The 20283-nt window shown below is 34.6% G+C and carries 15 protein-coding genes; 11 read left to right on the plus strand and 4 right to left on the minus strand.

The genetic code is table 11. The features are described from left to right. Positions 1 to 46 precede the first annotated feature (46 nt). Complete coding sequence (locus QWY90_RS14740) at positions 47 to 2803, plus strand: PD-(D/E)XK nuclease family protein (RefSeq protein WP_290286828.1); 2757 nt, start codon at positions 47 to 49, stop codon at positions 2801 to 2803. Here the strand turns inward: QWY90_RS14740 and QWY90_RS14745 are convergent. Both QWY90_RS14745 and QWY90_RS14750 read right to left on the minus strand, forming a co-directional pair. Continuing rightward, the gene (locus tag QWY90_RS14745; RefSeq protein WP_290286830.1) at positions 2796 to 3581 is read right to left on the minus strand and encodes an alpha/beta fold hydrolase; all 786 of its coding nucleotides are present in this window, start codon (positions 3579 to 3581) and stop codon (positions 2796 to 2798) included. The genes QWY90_RS14740 and QWY90_RS14745 overlap by 8 nt on opposite strands. 167 nt (positions 3582 to 3748) lie before the next feature. Continuing rightward, a complete protein-coding gene (locus QWY90_RS14750) occupies positions 3749 to 5041 on the minus strand; it encodes an aminopeptidase P family protein (protein WP_290286832.1) in 1293 nt (430 codons plus the stop codon). 196 nt (positions 5042 to 5237) lie between these two features. Here QWY90_RS14750 and QWY90_RS14755 point away from each other — a divergent pair, with 196 nt between their 5' ends. The 7 genes from QWY90_RS14755 to QWY90_RS14785 all read left to right on the plus strand — a co-directional run bounded on the left by QWY90_RS14755 (position 5238) and on the right by QWY90_RS14785 (position 14358). Continuing rightward, the gene (locus QWY90_RS14755; protein WP_290286834.1) at positions 5238 to 6107 is read left to right on the plus strand and encodes a hypothetical protein; all 870 of its coding nucleotides are present in this window, start codon (positions 5238 to 5240) and stop codon (positions 6105 to 6107) included. A 159-nt stretch (positions 6108 to 6266) separates the two neighbouring features. Then, a complete protein-coding gene (locus QWY90_RS14760) occupies positions 6267 to 6932 on the plus strand; it encodes a succinate dehydrogenase cytochrome b subunit (protein WP_290286836.1) in 666 nt (221 codons plus the stop codon). Positions 6933 to 6942: 10 nt separating this feature from the next. Further along, a complete protein-coding gene (locus QWY90_RS14765; protein WP_290286837.1) occupies positions 6943 to 8952 on the plus strand; it encodes a fumarate reductase/succinate dehydrogenase flavoprotein subunit in 2010 nt (669 codons plus the stop codon). A gap of 8 nt (positions 8953 to 8960) precedes the next feature. Continuing rightward, positions 8961 to 9722, plus strand: coding sequence for a succinate dehydrogenase/fumarate reductase iron-sulfur subunit (locus QWY90_RS14770; RefSeq protein ID WP_290286838.1), 762 nt, complete (start codon positions 8961 to 8963; stop codon positions 9720 to 9722). 109 nt (positions 9723 to 9831) lie between these two features. After that, positions 9832 to 10671, plus strand: a complete 840-nt coding sequence (locus QWY90_RS14775; RefSeq protein ID WP_290286839.1) for an endonuclease/exonuclease/phosphatase family protein — start codon at positions 9832 to 9834, stop codon at positions 10669 to 10671. Between the two features lie 18 nt (positions 10672 to 10689). Beyond that, positions 10690 to 13557 (plus strand): GH92 family glycosyl hydrolase, encoded by a 2868-nt coding sequence (locus tag QWY90_RS14780; protein WP_290286840.1) that lies wholly within the window; start codon positions 10690 to 10692, stop codon positions 13555 to 13557. Positions 13558 to 13593: 36 nt separating this feature from the next. Beyond that, a complete protein-coding gene (locus QWY90_RS14785) occupies positions 13594 to 14358 on the plus strand; it encodes an amidohydrolase (protein ID WP_290286841.1) in 765 nt (254 codons plus the stop codon). Between the two features lie 8 nt (positions 14359 to 14366). Here the strand turns inward: QWY90_RS14785 and QWY90_RS14790 are convergent, their stop codons facing one another. Further along, positions 14367 to 15959, minus strand: coding sequence for an Ig-like domain-containing domain (locus QWY90_RS14790; RefSeq protein WP_290286842.1), 1593 nt, complete (start codon positions 15957 to 15959; stop codon positions 14367 to 14369). 74 nt (positions 15960 to 16033) lie between these two features. Then, a complete protein-coding gene (locus QWY90_RS14795; protein ID WP_290286843.1) occupies positions 16034 to 16717 on the minus strand; it encodes a ComF family protein in 684 nt (227 codons plus the stop codon). A gap of 97 nt (positions 16718 to 16814) precedes the next feature. Between QWY90_RS14795 and QWY90_RS14800 the strand changes: the two genes are divergently transcribed. The 3 genes from QWY90_RS14800 to QWY90_RS14810 all read left to right on the plus strand — a co-directional run bounded on the left by QWY90_RS14800 (position 16815) and on the right by QWY90_RS14810 (position 20265). After that, positions 16815 to 18356 (plus strand): glycine--tRNA ligase, encoded by a 1542-nt coding sequence (locus QWY90_RS14800; protein WP_290286844.1) that lies wholly within the window; start codon positions 16815 to 16817, stop codon positions 18354 to 18356. 318 nt (positions 18357 to 18674) lie between these two features. Then, positions 18675 to 19577 (plus strand): LytR/AlgR family response regulator transcription factor, encoded by a 903-nt coding sequence (locus QWY90_RS14805; protein ID WP_290286845.1) that lies wholly within the window; start codon positions 18675 to 18677, stop codon positions 19575 to 19577. 31 nt (positions 19578 to 19608) lie between these two features. Beyond that, positions 19609 to 20265, plus strand: coding sequence for a response regulator (locus QWY90_RS14810; protein ID WP_290286846.1), 657 nt, complete (start codon positions 19609 to 19611; stop codon positions 20263 to 20265). The last annotated feature ends 18 nt before the right edge of the window (positions 20266 to 20283 follow it).

The following is a 20283-nucleotide window of genomic DNA, read 5'->3' on the forward strand; positions in this document are numbered from 1 at the left end:
TCAAGAAAACGCCCCGAATATCGGGGCGTTTTTTTATTTTTATAAAATGTCAAAACCAACTTTTCTTCACCAACTTTCTCAAGAAATTTTAAAAATCTATTCTGATAACTTATCAGAGTTGACCATTGTTTTGCCAAATAAAAGAGCTAAAGTCTTTTTGCTAGATGAATTAAAAAAATTAGTCTCTAATACAGTTTTTGCGCCCGAGATAATTAGTATTGAAGATTTCATTCAAGATATTGCCGGAATTCGTTCTGTTGACAGCGTTGAATTGTTGTTTACGTTTTTTGAAGTTTACCTTTCTCTTACAGATAAAGACAAACAAGATTCTTTTGAAAACTTTGCTAATTGGGCAAAAACGTTACTTCAGGATTTTAATGAAATTGACAGATATCTTTTAGATCCAAATAAGATTTTAAAATATCTTGAAGACATAAAAGAGATAGAGCATTGGTCAGTTGATGTTGATAAAAGAACAGATTTGATTGAAAAGCATTTGCTTTTTTGGAAAAAACTCCCAGAATATTATCATTCATTATATCAACAGTTATTAAATAAAGGCATTGGATATCAAGGTTTAATTTATCGGGAAGCAGTAGAAAATCTAAATCATTTCTCTGAAAACAATAACGATAAGCAATTTGTTTTTGCAGGTTTTAATGCACTCAATCAAGCTGAAGAAAAGATTATTCAGCACCTTTTAGCACTTGATGTGGCCAAAATCTATTGGGATATTGACGAAACCTTACTTCACGATTCGTTTCACGATGCCGGACATTTTCAACGAAAGTTTAAGTCGGAATGGATTTATTATAAAACACACCCATATGAATGGATTTCAAATGATTTTAAAACCGAAAAGAACATTCATGTCATAGCAACTTCAAAATCTATTGGACAAGCTAAAATAGCAGGAAGTATTATAGAAAAGCAAGCTGATATAGGAAGTCTTCAGCAAGTTGCATTAGTGCTCGGAGAAGAAAGTTTGCTATTGCCAATGTTGTATTCATTGCCGTCAAATGTTGATGCTTTGAATATTACTATGGGGTTTTCAAGCAAAAATAATCCTGCACAAATATTGATTGCCAAATTATTCAAACTGCACACCAATGCCTTGACCAGAAATCCATCAAGTTATGTGATGTATTACAAAGATGTTCTCGATATTTTAACCCATCCGCTTGTCGAACCTTATGTAAATGCTAACGAATTGGTTTCGATAATTAATAAAAACAACTATTCGTTTATTACCCATAAAAAACTCGAAGAGCTTTATGCCAAAGACAATACCTTGTTTTCGTTATTGTTCCAAAAATGGGATATTGGTTCAATTCCCGTTTTAGAAAACATTGCTCAAATTTTGCTTAAAATCAAAAACAATCTGAATCATGAAAACGAAGAAGAAAAGATAACAAATGCTTTTGTGTATTCGATTTTTAAAGTCATCAACAAGATGATTTCGTATTTTTTGGAGCATCAATCCATAAACGACATTAGGACGTTACAAGCCATTTACAAGCAAGTTATTGATGTGGCTGAAGTTTCTTTTGAAGGTGAACCTTTGAGTGGTTTGCAGGTTATGGGTGTTTTAGAAAGTCGTGTGTTAGATTTTGAAACCGTAATTATTACCTCGGTAAACGAAGGTAAATTTCCGGCAGGAAAAACCAGCAATTCTTTCATTCCTTATGATGTGAAACTGCAATATGGACTCCCAACTTTCAAAGAAAAAGACGCTATTTATACTTATCATTTTTATCATTTATTGCAAAGGGCCAAAAACATATATTTGATTTATAATTCTGACAGTCAAGGTTTTGATGCTGGAGAAAAAAGTCGATTCATAACACAATTAGAAATAGAAAAGCAACCTAATCACAACCTGACATTTCAATATTACAATCCGGATGTACCTACTATTGCGCATCAACCGATTGTTGTTCCAAAAACAGAAAGTGTGATGTCACGCTTACGCGAAATTGCCACAAATGGGTTTTCGCCTTCGTCTTTAACTACATATATCCGCAATCCGATTCAGTTTTACTTTCAACGGGTTTTACGAATTTCTGAAACCGATGAGGTCGAAGAAAACATTGCGGTTAATACTTTAGGAACCATTATTCACGGCACTTTAGAAGAATTGTATAAACCAACCATCGGACGACTTTTAACTAATGATGACATCAAAATTTGTATTTCTAAAATTGACAATGAAGTTTTAAATCAATTTAAAAAAGTATATAAAGAAGGCGAAATCAAAAAAGGGAGAAACTTGCTGGCATTTGAAGTAGCCAAACGTAATGTGCTAAACTTTTTAAAAACAGAACTGGAAGCAATAGAAAATGGTGATGAAATTCAAATCATCTCTTTAGAAACTTCATATGAAAGAGAATTAATCGATACGCGTTTACCTTTTTCGGTGCTGATAAAAGGAAATGTAGACCGAATTGAATTGCGCAACGGAAAGGTTAGAATTGTTGATTATAAAACAGGGAAGGTCGACAAAAACAATGTTATTTTAAAAGACTGGAATGGTTTAACCGAAGACATCAAAAACGACAAAATTATTCAGGTGTTGGCTTATGCTTTTATGTATGAAGAACTGACTAAAGGGCTAGAAATGGAAGCCGGAATACTATCTTTTAAAAACTTAAAATCAGGATTTTTACCATTTCAGTTTAAACCTGAAAAAGAAGCTGTTACAATAATCTCTGAAGAAATAATGAAAAACTATCTCGAACAAATTGTGGTTTTACTACAGGAAATTTTGAATATGGAAATTCCTTTTGAGGAGAAAATTATTTAATCTTCTTCAAAAAATCAGCCAATACTTTTTTTAATTCCGTTTCGTTTTCTATATGCGACATATGTCCGTCGGGGAAAGTGGTCAATTCTACTTTAGTGTCTTCAATCTGATTAATAGTATCGTCGTAATTCAAAACGCTATCTTTTTTACCTAAAACCAATTGGATTGGATAAGGTGCAAAATGTAAAAGGACTTCTCTGTCCTTGCGAATCTTCATGCCTTCGAGTGCTGCAACGATTCCTTGTAAAGGCGTTTTTAAAGCTTCGAGTTTTACGTTTTCTATTTCATTTTCGAGTTTCTCACGATTGTCTTCACTAAACAAATTGGCAATAGAAAGGCGCACAAAGTTGGTGTAGTTTTGTTTCACTGCTTTAATGGCTCGACTTCGATTAATTTTTCGTTCATCGCTATCTGCTCTCGAAGTTGAATTCAAAAGGAAAATTCCTTTAACGTTATCCGGATATAATTCGGCGAAAGCCAAGGCAACATAACCTCCCATTGAATGACCAATGAGCGCTGCTTTTCTGATTTTCAATTCGTGCAAAACGGCATGAATCATATCAGCTTGATCTTCCATAGAATGCATATAACCCAAGCATTCGGTTTCGCCGTGACCTAATAAATCGATGGTGATAATTCTGAATTTCTGACTCAATTCAGGAATAAAGGCATTCCACATGGTTTTATTCTCGAGAAAACCATGCAAAAAAACAACTGCGGTTCCTTTGCCTTCGTCGGTAAAAGAGATTTTGGTGTTTTTGTAGATGATGGCTTTCATAGATGCAAAAATAGATTTTAACATTAAGAAGTTAAGGTTTTTCATTAAGAAATAGTAAGATTAATGAAATTCTTAATCTTCTTTAACTTCTTAATGTTAAAACAAAACGACCCACTTCCGTGAGCCGTCTATTATTTATCATCTATATTCTTTTCTCTTTCTTCTAACTAAGAATTCATTATTGATTCAATTTCATCAACCTCAATCGGAATGTTTCTCATTAAGTTGAACGGTTCTCCTTTTTCCTGAATCACAACATCATCTTCAATTCGGATTCCAAAACCTTCTGCCGGAATATAGATTCCTGGTTCAACGGTGAACACCATATTCGCTTTCATAGGTTCGTGCAACAAGCCATAATCGTGAGTGTCTAAGCCCATGTGATGTGATGTGCCGTGCATGAAATATTTTTTATATGCTGGCCAATCCGGGTTTTCATTTTGCACATCAGCTTTGTCAATTAATCCCAAACCAAGAAGCTCAAAAGTCATTACTTTACCAACTTCTAGATGATATTGCTTCCACATATTCCCAACAGTCAGCATTTTAGTTGCTTCATTTTTTACACGTAAAACCGCATTGTAAACTTCTTTTTGTCTGCCGGTAAATCTTCCAGAAACAGGAACCATTCTCGTCATATCACTTGAGTAATTAGCATATTCGGCACCAACATCAAGCAAGACCAAATCACCGGCTTTACATTGCTGGTTGTTTTCAATATAATGTAACACGTTAGCATTGTTTCCCGAAGCAATGATTGGTGTATAGGCAAAACCTTTAGAACGATTTCTTAGGAACTCGTGAGCAAACTCGGCTTCGATTTCATATTCGGTTACGTTTGGTTTTACAAATTGTAATACTCTGCGATAGCCTTTTTCGGTAATGTCACAGGCTGTTTGAATCAAGTCAATTTCTTCGCTTTCTTTGATAGAGCGTATGCGTTGCAAAATAGGATTCGATTTTTCTACTTTGTGTGCCGGATAGTTTTCTTTCCACCATTTTACAAAACGTGCTTCACGTGTTTCGGTTTCAATCGAGGCGCGGTAATGCTCGTTGGTGTTGATATACATCGTTTCGGCGTAAGCCATAACCTCTTTTAACGTTTTGTGAAAATCCTGTAACCAAATCACTGACTTGATTCCGGAAACTTCAAAAGCCCGATCTTTAGTTAGTTTTTCACCTTCCCAAATTGCAATATGTTCGTTGGTTTCTTTTAGAAATAAAATCTCTTTTAAATGCTCATAAGGCGCATCCGGAAACAATAACAAAATGCTTTCTTCTTGGTCAGCACCAGATAAATAAAATATATCGCGATGTTGTGCAAACGGTAAAGTTGTATCAGCACTTACAGGGTAATTATCATTGGAATTAAAAATAGCAACACTGTTAGGTTTCATTTGTGCTGTGAATTTTGCTCTGTTTTTAATAAATAAGTTTCGGTCTATTTGATGGTATTTCATAGTTAGATTATTAGACTTCTTAGATAGATAGTTTTTTAAATAAATAAAGTTTATCAAAATTAAACAAAGTATGAAAGCAATGAGTCGCCAAATAGCGTTATTTTATTTTCGATGCAATAAAAAGATATTTTTTCCGTTAATTAAAATAGAAATCGATTAAATTCATGACATAAGAAAATCAACCAAATTGAATAAAATGAAAAAATCACACATAGTGTTATTGCTAATAATTACGATGGCCACATTGTATTCTTGTAGCAGCGAATCAAACAGCGAACCGATGTTGATCATCAAATTCCAATTTGACCCTAATCAAGTAAGACTAAATAATTTAGGACAGCCGTCAACCGTTGCTGCGGATAATGCGGCACAATCACCTGTTTTTAATTTGATTTCTTCACATTATGTAGAAATGGCACCAAATGCAAATACCCAACTAGGAAACGGAACTATCTTATATCATGCACCTGAAACGACACTTGGCGGAAGCAATGCAATAGATTTTAGTAAATCAAAGATTGTTTCTCAAGGGGAAACATTTCTAAAAATTCCTTTAAGCCAAGTTGCTGCAGGCAGTTATGAATGGATGCGTGTTTCATTGTCGTATCAAAATTATCAAATCAATGTTCACGCAGCCAACGGGAATGATTATGAAGGAACTTTAGCGAGTTTTGTTGGGTTCAATACCTACATAACTTCTTTTGATGTAGACAACACTATTTTTCCAGTGAACGGAAACAGAGCCCAAGGTTATTGGGCATTTGCGCTGAATGATTATCCCTATTCAACTTCGGGACAAGCATCAGCTAATGCAACAACAGTTCCAAATCCTATTGCTGCAACATCTCCTATTCCCGCAGGTTCCTGTGTTGTTACAGGAAAATTTGCAAGTAATTTAGTTATTGATGGCGCCGAAACAAGTGATGTGATCATAACGCTGTCTTTGTCAATCAACAAAAGTTTTGAATGGCATGAAGTAAATGCCGATGGGAAATATGAGCCTACTGCTGGCGAGAATGTTGTTGACATGGGATTGCGTGGATTGATTCCGACTTATGTTAAGTAGTTTTGTTTAACTTTTTTAGCCCAAAACCATTACCTAAACCGTTGTAAATGAACAACTGTTAAACTCACTTTAAATTGATTATAAATTACAGCGAAAAGGTTGTAGTTATTGGCAAATAGCTGTATTTTTGTGTAGTTTTTTAAAAAATTCTACACAATTATGGCAAATTCTTCCGTTTTGGGGTCGTCCATTGCTAAAAAAGTCGCTATGGCACTTTCCGGACTTTTCTTAATTTCATTTTTAGCGCTACACTTTTCTATCAATTTAACATCGGTATTTAGCGAAAAGGTGTTTAATGCCTGTTCTGATTTCATGGGATACAATCCTTTAATACAATATGCAATGCAACCTATTTTAGCTTTTGGTGTTGTATTTCACTTTGTGATGGGATTTGTTCTGGAGATTAAAAATAATGCTGCAAGACCAATCAGTTATGCTAAAAATAATGGATCAGCAAATTCTTCATGGGCATCACGAAACATGATTATTTCAGGTTCTTTGGTTTTAGCTTTCCTTGGATTGCATTTTTATGATTTCTGGTTTCCGGAAATGGATTATAAATACATCCAGGCGCTCCCGCAGGATTCCACAAGATATTATACAGAATTGGTTCACAAATTCGAAAGTCCGGTTCGTACAGGATTGTACTGTTTGGCTTTTGTGCTTTTGTTTTTACACTTATGGCACGGTTTCAATTCTTCAATGCAATCGGTTGGATTTAACAACAAATTCTCGAGAGCACTTCATAAATTAGGATATGCATTTGCAATAATAGTCCCATTCGGATTCATTTTTATTGCATTGTTTCATCATTTTAATCAATAATTTCAAGTAAATGAAACTAGATTCAAAAATACCTGAAGGTCCAATTTCGGACAAATGGACTGATTATAAAGATCATTTAAAATTAGTTGCACCTAATAATCGACCAAAAATTGACATTATCGTTGTTGGGACAGGTTTGGCTGGAGCATCTGCTGCAGCATCCTTAGGAGAAATGGGTTATAATGTGAAAGCCTTTTGTTTTCAGGATTCACCAAGAAGAGCTCACTCAATCGCGGCTCAAGGCGGAATCAACGCAGCAAAAAACTACCAAAATGACGGTGACAGTACTTACAGATTATTTTACGATACAATAAAAGGTGGCGATTACAGAGCGCGTGAGGCTAACGTTCATCGTTTGGCTGAAGTGTCATCTAATATTATTGACCAATGTGTAGCGCAAGGTGTTCCTTTTGCTCGTGATTATGGTGGTATGTTAGACAACCGTTCGTTTGGCGGAACCCAATTACAGCGTACTTTTTATGCTGCAGGACAAACAGGACAGCAATTATTACTCGGAGCTTATTCGGCTTTATCAAGACAAATTGGTTTAGGTCGTGTAAAAATGTTTAACCGTCACGAAATGTTGGATTTAGTGAAAGTAGACGGAAAAGCACGTGGAATTATAGCTCGTAATTTAGTTACTGGTGAATTAGAAAGACATTCGGCACACGCCGTTGTTATAGCTTCCGGCGGATACGGAAATGTTTATTTTCTTTCTACAAATGCTATGGGAAGTAATGTTACAGCAGGTTGGAAGGTTCACAAAAGAGGCGCATTATTTGCTAATCCTTGTTTTGTTCAGATTCACCCAACATGTATTCCGGTTCATGGAACCAATCAGGCAAAATTGACCTTAATGTCTGAATCTTTGCGTAACTCAGGAAGAATTTGGGTGCCAAAGAAAAAAGAAGATGCAGCAGCAATTCGTGCAGGGAAATTAAAACCTACACAATTAAGTGAAGAAGATAGAGATTATTTTTTAGAAAGAAAATATCCTGCTTTTGGAAATCTTGTTCCTCGCGATGTGGCTTCAAGAGCAGCAAAAGAATTATGTGATCAAGGTTTTGGAATTGAAGCAAATGACACGAATGAGGGCGTTTATTTAGATTTCTCTACTGAAATTCAGAGTAAAGGAAGACAAACGGCTTATGCTCAAGGAAATCACAATCCAACAGTTGAAGAAGCTACTAAGTTAGGAAAACAATGGTTAGAAGAAAAGTATGGTAACCTTTTCGCTATGTATGAAAAAATAACTGATGAAAATCCATACGAAACTCCGATGAAGATTTATCCAGCTGTTCATTATACTATGGGTGGTGTTTGGGTTGATTATAATTTGCAATCAACAATACCAGGTTGTTTTGTAGCAGGAGAAGCCAATTTCTCAGACCACGGAGCAAACAGATTAGGAGCATCTGCATTAATGCAAGGTTTGGCAGATGGTTATTTCGTACTACCTTATACCGTTTCAAATTATTTAGCAGATGAAATCAGAACCGGAAAAATCTCTACGGATTTACCGGAATTTGCTGAAGCAGAAAATAGTGTGAAAGAGACCATAAATAAATTCCTAAACAACAACGGTTCTAAATCGGTTGACCATTTTCATAAAAGATTGGGATTGATTATGTGGAACAAAGTTGGAATGGGAAGAAACGAAAAAGGCTTAACAGAAGCTATTGCTGAAATCGCAGCTTTAAAAGAAGAATTTTATAAAGATGTATACGTACCGGGAAGTGCAGACGAATTAAATCAAGAGTTGGAAAAAGCACTTCGTGTAGCTGACTTTATCGATTTAGGCCAGTTAATGGCCATGGATGCTTTACAACGTAAAGAATCTTGTGGTGGTCACTTCCGTGAAGAGTATCAGGATTCAGAAGGGGAAACACTTCGTGATGATGAAAACTTCTCATTCGTTGGAGCATGGGAATACATGGGCTACGATATTAGCAAAGAAATCCTAAACAAAGAAGAATTGAAATACGAGTTTATTAAAATTGCAGCTAGAAATTACAAATAATATACATTATGTCTTCAGCAAAAAATATCAATATAAACCTTAAAATTTGGCGTCAAAAAGATGCTAAATCCAAAGGTAGCATGGAAACTTATAAATTAGATAATGTTTCGACTGCAAGTTCATTTTTGGAAATGTTAGACCAATTGAACGAGCAATTAATCAACGATAAAAAAGCACCTGTTGCTTTCGATCATGATTGTCGTGAGGGAATCTGTGGAATGTGTTCGTTATACATCAACGGAAGAGCACACGGACCAGAAACCGGAACCACAACATGTCAATTGCACATGCGTAAATTTAAAGACGGAGATACTATTTTTATAGAGCCATGGAGAAGCAAAGCATTCCCGGTAGTAAAAGATTTAGTAGTTGATCGCAGTGCTTTCGACAGAATTCAACAAGCTGGAGGTTTCGTTTCAGTAAATACTTCAGGAAGAACCATTGATGCTAATGCTACTCCAATTCCAAAACACGATGCAGATAAAGCTTTTGAAGCAGCAGCTTGCATCGGTTGCGGTGCTTGTGTTGCAACATGTAAAAACGGTTCAGCAATGTTGTTCGTTGGAGCTAAAGTATCTCAATATGCTTTATTACCACAAGGAAAAGTTGAAGCAACAGCACGTGTGTTAAACATGGTTCGTCAAATGGATGAAGAAGGATTTGGAAACTGTACCAACACCGGCGCTTGTGAAGTAGAATGTCCAAAAGGTATTTCCTTAGAAAACATTGCTCGAATGAACAGAGAATATTTGTCAGCAAGTTTGAAATAGACTTTAGCTTATAAACGTAAAAAACGCATTCATTATTTGGATGCGTTTTTTTATGGTGTAAATTCAAATGAAGTATATTTACAATTACAAAATATAGATTTCAATTCGCATGAAAAAAATCTTCTTTTCATTGATGGTACTTTTAATTTTTGAGGCCAGCATTTCTGCACAAAAATTAAGGCTAATGACTTACAATATCCGTTTAGATTTAGCTTCTGATGGTGAAAACGCTTGGACTAACCGAAAAGAATTTTGGGCTTCACAATTGACTTTTTATGAACCCGATATTTTTGGTATTCAAGAAGCGTTACCCAATCAAGTTCTTGATATTGCCACTTTATTACCAAAGTATAATTACGTTGGAATTGCTCGAGATGGCATTGGAAAAGGAGAATCATCAAACATTTTTTTTAAAAAAGATAGATTCAAAGTTGAACAGGAAAACACATTTTGGCTTTCGGAAACGCCAGATAAGATTTCAAAAGGTTGGGACGCCATGCTTAACAGAGTTTGTACTTATGCTTTATTAAAAGACGAAAAATCAAAGCAAACATTCTGGGTTTTCAATACGCATTTAGACCATAAAGGAGAATCGGCTCGAACTAATTCAATTCTTTTAATTCTATCCAAAATAAAGGAACTTAACACTAAAAACTATCCGGTTTTTTTTATGGGTGATTTTAATTCGGAACCCAAAGAAGAACGAATTATCAATCTAAAAAAAGAAATGAACGATAGCCGTGAGATTTCAGAAGAAAGACCTTTTGGACCAACGGGAACATTTAACGGGTTTAAGCACAATGAAGCGGTTACTGCTCTTATAGATTATATCTTTTTATCAAAAGGCAATCCGTTTAAAGTTATAAAATATGCCGTGCTGAGTGATGCTAAAGATTTAAAATATCCATCAGATCATTTACCAGTTTATGTTGAATTAAAATATAATTAGGCTTTTTTATTTGACAAAATGAAACTAAAACTTTCAAGCTTACTTTTACTCTCCACGCTTTCTTTCTTTGGACAAAACTACCATCAATATGTTAATCCGATGATTGGGACAGGTGGACACGGACATACGTATCCAGGAGCAACAGTTCCGTTTGGAATGGTTCAGCTATCGCCAGATACCAGAATTGATGGAAGTTGGGATGGATGTTCTGGCTATCATTATTCAGATACTGTTATTTATGGTTTTTCACACACGCATTTAAACGGAACTGGAGTTTCCGATTATGGTGACATTATGTTAATGCCGACGATGGGAAAACCAACATTGGAAGCAATGGAATATAGTTCTAAATTTTTCCATTCAACAGAAAAAGCAACAGCCGGATTTTATGCTGTAAAACTAGATAAGTATAATATAGATGTAAAACTGACCGCTTCAACCCGAGTTGGATTTCACGAATATACCTTCAACAATAGCGGTCAAGCTAATATTATTTTGGATTTAAACCACAGAGATAAATTAATTGAAGGCGAAATTCATATCATCAATAGTAAAACGATAGAGGTAAAACGAATAAGCGAAAGTTGGGCAAAAAATCAGTATGTCTATGCTCGTATTGAGTTCAGTGTTCCTCTAAAACTTACCAAGATTAGGAGTAATGGCGATTATATGCATTCGCTATCTGATGAATATTCAGGCGGTACAGAATCAGCTGTGTGTCTTTCAAAACAAGTCAAAAAAGGAGAAAAAATTTTTGTGAAAGTTTCTTTGTCTCCAACAAGTTATGAAGGCGCCAAATTAAATAGGTCTGAAATTAAAGATTGGAATTTTGAAAAAGTCAAATATGAAGCCGAACAGCTTTGGGATAAACAACTCTCTAAAATTGAAATTACAGAAAGTGATAAAAATAAACAAACCATTTTCTACACCGCTTTATACCACACAATGGTACAACCAAATATTGCTCAGGATATCGATGGGAAATACCGCGGCAGAGACAACCAAATTCATCAAGCGGTAGGATTTGATTACTATTCGGTTTTCTCCCTTTGGGACACTTTCAGAGCTGCGCATCCTTTATATACGTTAATTGAAAAAAAACGCACAGCAGATTTTATAAATACATTCCTAAAACAATACGAGCAAGGAGGAAGATTACCCGTTTGGGAATTGGCTTCCAATGAAACTGATTGTATGATTGGCTATCATTCGGTTTCAGTCATAGCTGATGCGATGGTAAAAGGAATTACGGGATTTGATTATAAAAAAGCCTTTGAAGCAGCAAAACATTCGGCTATGCTGAATCATTTAGGTTTGGAGGCTTATAAAAAACAAGGTTTTATTTCAATGGATGACGAACACGAAAGCGTTTCCAAAACGTTAGAATATGCTTATGATGATTGGTGTATTGCGCAAATGGCTTTGATTCTAAGCAAACAAGAAGATTACGAGTATTTTATGAAGCGTTCTCAAAGCTGGAAAAATGTCTTCGATTGGAAAACAGGTTTTATGCGACCTAAAAAGAATGGCGGTTGGGACAACCCTTTTGACCCAAAGGAAATTAATAATAATTTTACCGAAGGCAACAGTTGGCAGTACTCGTTTTTTGTGCCTCAAGACATTCCGGGAATGATTGAAGCTTATGGCGGAAAGGCAAAGTTCGAATCCAAACTCGACGAAATGTTCAACAGCGAAAGCAAAACTACTGGACGAGAACAGGTAGATGTTACTGGATTAATCGGACAATATGCTCATGGCAATGAGCCAAGTCATCACATGGCGTATTTGTACAATTATGTTGGTAAACCCGAAAAAACAGCAGCCAAAGTACATTTCATTTTAGATAATTTTTACAGAAATGCGCCCGATGGTTTGATTGGAAACGAAGACTGCGGGCAAATGAGCGCATGGTATGTCTTGAGTTCGATAGGATTGTATCAAGTAACTCCAGCCGGAGATTATTGGAATATTGTTAAGCCATATTTTGAAAAAGTGAATATTAATAATCAAATAGATGTTTCAACATCAAGCACCCTTTTTCTAAATCCATTATTAAATGTTTTTGATAAATTTATTCCTATCAGAAGTTTTAATGGAAGAAATTATATAACACCAGAAGAGAAAGCATTAGATATATTAAAAAGAAATACAAAATTTATTCCTATTGTACCAGTTCCGATAATTCAGGAAGAAAGTAAATCGTTTAAGGATAAAATGACTGTTGAAATCGTGTCACAAAATCCCAAAGACACAATCTATTTTATAATCAGTGATAAGGACGATTATCTTGCAAAAAAAGTATTCGTTCCATATTCAAAACCATTTGAAATTCAAGAAACTTCAACCATATCGACTTATATAAAAAACAACGACAGTCAAAGCAATACTGTTTCAGCAACTTTCTTCAAGAAACCTAACGACTACACCATTAACATTAAATCAAAATATAATCCGCAATATCATGCTGGTGGACCGGAAGGATTGATAGACGGAATTTTTGGAACAGAAAACTGGCGAAAAGGTGATTGGCAAGGTTATCAGGAACAAGATTTTGAAGCAGTAATAGATTTACAGACAGAAACTGCAATTCATTCAATTGGAGCAAGATTTTTACAAGATTCACGCTCATGGATTTTACTGCCAATCAAAGTCGAATATTATGCTTCGAATGACAATGTAAATTTCACTCTGGTAGAAAGTCAGGGACATTACATAAGTCCGAAATATGAAGTAAACAACATAAAAGATTTTACTTATTCATCTAAAACAGAATTAAAAGCAAAATATATAAAAGTAAAAGCATATAACTTTGGAAAATTACCCGAATGGCATCAAGGATTTGGTGGCGATGCTTTTATATTCATAGATGAAATAACGATTAAATAACTTATCCCATATCTCTTATCTCTAATCCCTTTAAAAATGAAAATAGCACTTATACAAACAGCACTTTCTTGGGAGAATCCAATGGAAAACAGAAGTCATTTGGCCCAAAAAATCACTGGCTTTATGGAAGAAGTTGATTTGATTGTGCTACCTGAAATGTTTTCTTCCGGATTTACAATGAATCCAAAAGCGGTTGCTGAAACTATGCAAAGTGAAACGGTTTCTTGGCTGCAACATCTGGCGAAAGCTAAAAACTGCGCAATAACCGGAAGTTTAGTTATTGAAGAAAATGGAAATTATTACAATCGTTTGGTGTTTGTTTTACCAACTGGAGCCGTTCAAACCTATGATAAAAAACATTTGTTTTCTTTAGCTGGAGAAGATAAATGGTATACAGCCGGAAAAAAGAAGTTAATTATAGAATATAAAGGTTATAAATTTTGCCCGTTGGTTTGCTACGACTTACGGTTCCCTGTTTTTTCCAGAAACACTGAAAATTACGATGTTCTTATTTATGTTGCCAATTGGCCCAAACCTCGGATAAATGCATGGGATATTTTACTAAAAGCTCGTGCTGTAGAAAATATGTGCTACTCTATTGGAGTAAATAGAATAGGAACTGACAATAACCATCACGAGTATGTTGGACATTCGCAAGTAGTTGATTATTTGGGGAACTATTTATTGGAACCACAAGAAGCAGATGCTATTTTTATTGTCGAATTGAATAAAGCAAATCTGTTGGAAGCACGAAACAAATTGGCTTTTCTGGATGATAAAGATAATTTTGAATTACTTTAATTTGAATACTATTTTAAAATAAACGTCTCAATAACATCCCAATTGGCGTTCACATTAAGTATTTCTGGATAATAAATTACTTCTTCGGATTGTCGTTTTTCTGTAAAATTTCCGGAATCCCAAACGCCATTTTTATTTTCATCATAAATAATACGAAGGGTATATTTATTTGGCTCTAAAGCTAAAAACTCAACAACAGGATTGTTTTCTGTATAAGCAGTTGCCAATATTTTACCATCTTTATCGGTTAATTCTAAAATAACAGGAAATGATTTTGCATTTTGTAAAGTGATTTTTAAATTTCCATATTCGGAACTGTTTTTAGTTGCTACCGAATACTTTAATGTGTCATTCTGCTTTTCATAATAATCGGTTAAAGCGCCGGGCAATAGTTGGATTTTATATTTTTCTAGTTCTTCCTTTTTGAAATTTAAATAGAACTTTTGCTCAAATTCATCATAATCTGTAGTGAAATCTACTGCAACGGAATCTTTATTAAAAACTGAAATTTTTGATTTGTCAAACTTCACCAATGGAATGTTGCTATTTAAAGCAAAACGCTCACGTAAAGGAAGTGTGCTGTTGAAATCAGAACTTATATTCAGCGTATCTGTTTTTTGTTTTTTTAACTTTATCATAAAGTCTTTTTTTAAGTTGTCTTTTTCAACTAAAACTTGTAAAGAATCAGTTTTTAAGGGCTTAAACCATACTTGTACCGAATCCTTCTTCTGAAATTTTGTTACTAGATTTGGTATAATTTCAGAACCCTTTTTTAGAGTTACTCTTATATTTTTAGGATTGCCTTCATATCCCATTAGCAATCTTTTTGCAGATACTTGAGTAGGCTTTAAGGCTTTAAAAGGAAGTTTTTCTTTGAATAATTTAAGTTCAAAAATGGTGTCATTAGGGATAGTAATGTATTGTTTTTGAAAACCAATTTTATCCAATTTAGGATTGAATTTATTATTTCCATTGTCTTTCAACGCAACCAAAAGGTATTTTCCGGCTTTAATGTTTTCAATTGAAACTATTTTCAAACTGTCTAAAGTGTTCGTGATGTATGTCGGCGATTCTTTATAAATGGTCGAATCATTGAATTTTTCATTGATTTCATAAAGCATAACCGAAACGAAATTATCCACTTTGTTCTCCAAAGCATCTTTTACTTTGACATTTATTTTCAACGAATCAATGTAAGCTCCGGTCGAGAAAACATATTTGAATTGTGAATACGGATTTCCTTCGTTATTGTCTTCAATACTCTGCCCAAAATTAAGACTATAGGTTGTGTTGGGTTGCAGCGTGTCTTTTATTTTAATAGTCAATATTTTACTCGCTAGCTGAGGTAAGATATCGGGCTGGTTTTTCAAAGGCGGAGAAATGATCAACTGCTTGTTTATGTTTTTCAGCTTGACATATTCATCAAAAACCAATTTGATTTCCTTGCCATTAAAATTAGTTGAGAAATTTTTTGGGAAACTTGCTTTTAAAACAGGTGCAATAGTGTCTTTAGTTCCTCCGGTTATATTACCACGCTTCGCACAACTTGCCATCACGATGATAAAAAGCAAACAAATTAACTTCAGAATAGATTTTGGCATACCACTGTTTTTTCAAAGCACAAAATAACAATTATATTTAGTGTGAAAGAAATGTTTTTGAGGAAACTTAACATTTAACTGTGTGACATTGCCATACAAACAATACTAATTTTTGCGTTCGGAATTTTTAACAAAGCTCGACTACAAGATTCGAGTGTAGAACCCGTTGTAATCACATCGTCAATTAACAAAAAATGTTTATCGATATGATTTTCAGAATAGGAAACTTCAAATACATTATCAATTACATCAATTCTGCCTAAAAGATTCTTTTTGGTTTGCGTTTTGGTGTATAATTTTCGTTGTAAAACATCCGGTTCGTATCGTATTTTTAAATTTTCAGCTAGTGCTTTTCCAAAACCTTCCACCTGATTATAACCGCGTTCGCGTAATCGTTTTTTATGCAACGGAACCGGAATTATAAAATCGATTGCCGCCATTTGATGCAACTCTTTTAATTCTTCAACATACCAATCACCAATGGTCTGGCTGATTTCTTCGTGCCCTTTATATTTTAATTTATGAATCATTTCCTGAACAATTCCTTTTTTATGGAAATAAAATAAAGCCGAGCCATATTCTAACGGAATTCTTCCATAAAACTTTTGAATCACTTCGTTTTCCTGAATTTTATGATGATTTGTCAACGGAATCTCATGTCGGCATTGCGTACAGATCACTTTTTCGTCACTCAATAAAAACGAATGACAACCAGCGCAAGACTTTGGAAAAAATAGATTTACAAGATGTTTCCACATAAAAAGATAATTTTCTTACATAAAAGTATAAAAAATTTGTATTCTAATTGATTTTTAAGTCTTTTTTTATAATCGCTTTTTATATTTTTGCAGCATTATGGCAAAACAAGAAGATTTATTTAAGAACGTAGTTTCGCATGCAAAAGAGTACGGATTTATTTTTCCGTCAAGCGAAATTTACGATGGTTTGAGTGCGGTCTATGATTATGCTCAAAACGGAGTTGAGTTAAAAAAGAATATTAGAGAATATTGGTGGAAAGCCATGGTGCAAATGCATGATAATATTGTTGGTTTAGATGCCGCAATTTTGATGCATCCAACCACATGGAAAGCTTCCGGCCACGTTGATGCGTTTAACGACCCATTGATTGACAACAAAGACTCAAAAAAAAGATACCGTGCCGATGTTTTAATTGAGGATTATGCCGAAAAATTAAACCTGAAAGCCAAAAAAGAAATCGAAAAAGCACGCGAGCGTTTTGGGGATTCTTTTGATGAAGAACAATACAAAACTACCAATCCAAGAGTGATGGAGTACCTTTCGAAAGAAAGAGAAATCCTAGAAAGAATGGGACGTTCGCTTGGCGCTGGTGATTTAGAAGATGTAAAAGCCTTAATCGAAGAATTGGAAATAGCCGACCCAGAAACCGGTTCAAGAAACTGGACAGAAGTGCGTCAATTTAACTTAATGTTCGGAACAAAATTAGGAGCTTCCGCCGAAAATGCGATGGATTTATACTTGCGTCCGGAAACGGCACAAGGAATTTTCGTGAACTTCTTGAATGTACAAAAAACCGGAAGAATGAAGATTCCGTTTGGAATTGCACAAACCGGAAAAGCGTTTAGAAATGAGATTGTTGCCAGACAATTTATTTTCCGTATGCGAGAATTTGAACAAATGGAAATGCAGTTTTTTGTAAAACCAGGTGAAGAAATGAAATGGTACGAATACTGGAAAACAACTCGTTTAAACTGGCATTTATCACTCGGTTTAGGAAAAGAAAATTACCGTTTCCACGACCACGAAAAATTAGCACATTATGCTAATGCAGCGGCTGATATCGAGTTTAATTTCCCTTTTGGGTTCAAAGAACTAGAAGGAATTCACTCAAGAACCGACTTCGATTTAAAAGCACATGAACAATATTCAGGTAAAAAATTGCAATATTTTGATACTGAAACTAATTCGAGTTACGTTCCTTATGTCGTAGAAACTTCTGTTGGTTTGGATAGAATGTTCTTGTCAGTTTTTGCGACATCATTACAAGAAGAAACATTAGAAGATGGTTCAACACGTACAGTTTTACGTTTACCTTCTGTGTTAGCACCAACAAAAGCAGCCGTTTTACCATTAGTAAAAAAAGATGGTTTACCAGAAGTTGCCCAAAAAATCATCGAAGATTTGAAATGGGATTTCAATGTGGCCTATGACGAAAAAGATGCCGTTGGAAGACGTTACCGAAGACAAGATGCATTAGGAACGCCTTTTTGTATTACGGTTGACCACCAAACGCTAGAAGACCAAACGGTAACCATTCGTCACAGAGATTCAATGAAACAAGACAGGGTTAAAATTTCTGAATTACGCGGAATAATTAATGAAGAAGTTTCGGTTAGAAATTGGCTTATGAAAATGTAGCAACAAACGTGTCATTCCCGCGCAGGCTGGAGTCCAAATAAAATTAAAATCCCAAATGCTCAAAAGTGTTTGGGATTTTTATTTTTGTAAGTTTTTATCTTGTTAAAAACTCACATATTAACAGTTTTAGCGTTTCTGTCAACATTTTACACTACTCGAAACCTGAAATCTTATTTTCGTTATAACGAAAAACACATACATTTAGCATAATTTATTTTGTTGTTAAATAGTATTCATTAGCAAATAGTTTCCCCAAAACTACCTGTTATTTTACCGAATCTAATGCTTTCCCTAAATCCAAATAACGGAAAAGCATAGATGAGTCACACATTTATCATTATTGATGACACTCAAGACGATGTCACGAAAACTCAGGCCATTGCTGAGCGTTTTCGCAATTTGTCTTTTCTGGCCTCTGCTAATACCTATGATGATGGTGTAAATTTAATTTTAGAGCACCAACCCCACCTTGTTTTTTTAGAAATAGACCCATCTGATAAAAAAAGTAACCTTTCGCTAAGTTTAATCAATGAGTTGTATCGCTATTTAACGGTTGTTCCCAAAATTATTGTCACCACAAGTAAAAAAGACCTGGCTTATGATGCCTTGCAATATGAAGTGATTGACTATTTATTAAAACCATTGAATATTAACGATTTCAGAAAGGCAATTTTAAAATTTGATCGTGCCATAAAATCGGATTTGCCGCATATGGAAGTCAAAAATCCGGTGGCAACCTATGAAGTTTTAGATGAAGCCGAAGTGGAAACGCTTAAAGAAGATAAGGTAGATGAAAATGTAAACGATATTGAAGTTAAGGCAACTCCGGTTACTATTGAAAAACCAACGGTGGTTCAACAACCAGACCAGTCATTGGTAATTTGTGTAAAATCGTATGGCGATTATCGTTATATTGATTCAAATGATGTGCTTTATTTTGAAGCCGATAACAACTCAACCGACATTCATTTAAACAACGGCGAAATGATTACAGCCTTTAAAACTTTAAAGCATTTTGAAACCGTTTTGCCGCCAACACAATTCCTGCGCATTCATAACAGTTACATTATAAATGTAAACCAAGTATCTAGAATTCATACCGGAAATACCGTTTGTTACATCAAGAATTCGACGACCAAACTTCCTTTCTCAAAATCCTATAAAGAGAATGTTGATTTGATTATCAGCAGAATAGCTGGAGGAAATTATTTGGAGATTTAGAAGAAAATTCATAGGTTTACGAAAAATTCATATGGAAATTCAGGTTTTAATGGTTGATGATCATCCTCCAATTATTGAAGGATATAGATCTATTCTGGCTTATAATTCCTTCGGTTATATATTAAACACAACGGCTGCTCATTCATGTGAAGCGGCTTATAACGAAATTTTTCAGGCAAATCATCCTTTTGATATTGTTTTTTTAGATTTGACTTTGCCTCCTTATTTTGAAAAAAATATAAACACAGGAGATGATTTAATTCCGGTTGTGAGAAAGCAGCATCCCAATGCTAAAATTATCATTCTGACATCTCACAGTGAGTCTATAGTTCTTTTTAAAATTATAAATGAGTATAAACTTGAAGGAGTTTTAGTAAAAAGTGATTTTCAGGCGCAACAATTAATCGATGCATTTGATACTGTTATAAAAGGAGGAACCTATTTTAGTGAAACGGTTATGAATCACCAAAAATCATGGGGAGAAAAGAATAAAGTTATGGACAGTTATAACCGACAAATCCTTTCTTTACTATCACAAGGCGTAAAAACCAAGAGCATTCCCAATTTACTTCATCTTTCGAAAAGTGCTATTGACAAGCGAAAATCTCTTATAAAACAACTTTTAGGAATAGACAAAGGAAATGATGAAGACATACTAAAAGAAGCAAGAAAACAAGGATTGATTTAGTATGCAGTGTGCAAACTT

The sequence above is a fragment of the Flavobacterium paronense genome, from assembly GCF_030409795.1.
GTDB lineage: Bacteria > Bacteroidota > Bacteroidia > Flavobacteriales > Flavobacteriaceae > Flavobacterium > Flavobacterium paronense.

Bases quoted from the DNA above. Each gene is read 5' to 3' on its own strand.
- QWY90_RS14740 (WP_290286828.1), top strand. From the start codon at position 47: ATGTCAAAACCAACTTTTCTTCACCAACTTTCTCAAGAAATTTTAAAA.
- QWY90_RS14745 (WP_290286830.1), bottom strand. From the start codon at position 3,581: ATGAAAGCCATCATCTACAAAAACACCAAAATCTCTTTTACCGACGAA.
- QWY90_RS14750 (WP_290286832.1), bottom strand. From the start codon at position 5,041: ATGAAATACCATCAAATAGACCGAAACTTATTTATTAAAAACAGAGCA.
- QWY90_RS14755 (WP_290286834.1), top strand. From the start codon at position 5,238: ATGAAAAAATCACACATAGTGTTATTGCTAATAATTACGATGGCCACA.
- QWY90_RS14760 (WP_290286836.1), top strand. From the start codon at position 6,267: ATGGCAAATTCTTCCGTTTTGGGGTCGTCCATTGCTAAAAAAGTCGCT.
- QWY90_RS14765 (WP_290286837.1), top strand. From the start codon at position 6,943: ATGAAACTAGATTCAAAAATACCTGAAGGTCCAATTTCGGACAAATGG.
- QWY90_RS14770 (WP_290286838.1), top strand. From the start codon at position 8,961: ATGTCTTCAGCAAAAAATATCAATATAAACCTTAAAATTTGGCGTCAA.
- QWY90_RS14775 (WP_290286839.1), top strand. From the start codon at position 9,832: ATGAAAAAAATCTTCTTTTCATTGATGGTACTTTTAATTTTTGAGGCC.
- QWY90_RS14780 (WP_290286840.1), top strand. From the start codon at position 10,690: ATGAAACTAAAACTTTCAAGCTTACTTTTACTCTCCACGCTTTCTTTC.
- QWY90_RS14785 (WP_290286841.1), top strand. From the start codon at position 13,594: ATGAAAATAGCACTTATACAAACAGCACTTTCTTGGGAGAATCCAATG.
- QWY90_RS14790 (WP_290286842.1), bottom strand. From the start codon at position 15,959: ATGCCAAAATCTATTCTGAAGTTAATTTGTTTGCTTTTTATCATCGTG.
- QWY90_RS14795 (WP_290286843.1), bottom strand. From the start codon at position 16,717: ATGTGGAAACATCTTGTAAATCTATTTTTTCCAAAGTCTTGCGCTGGT.
- QWY90_RS14800 (WP_290286844.1), top strand. From the start codon at position 16,815: ATGGCAAAACAAGAAGATTTATTTAAGAACGTAGTTTCGCATGCAAAA.
- QWY90_RS14805 (WP_290286845.1), top strand. From the start codon at position 18,675: ATGAGTCACACATTTATCATTATTGATGACACTCAAGACGATGTCACG.
- QWY90_RS14810 (WP_290286846.1), top strand. From the start codon at position 19,609: ATGGAAATTCAGGTTTTAATGGTTGATGATCATCCTCCAATTATTGAA.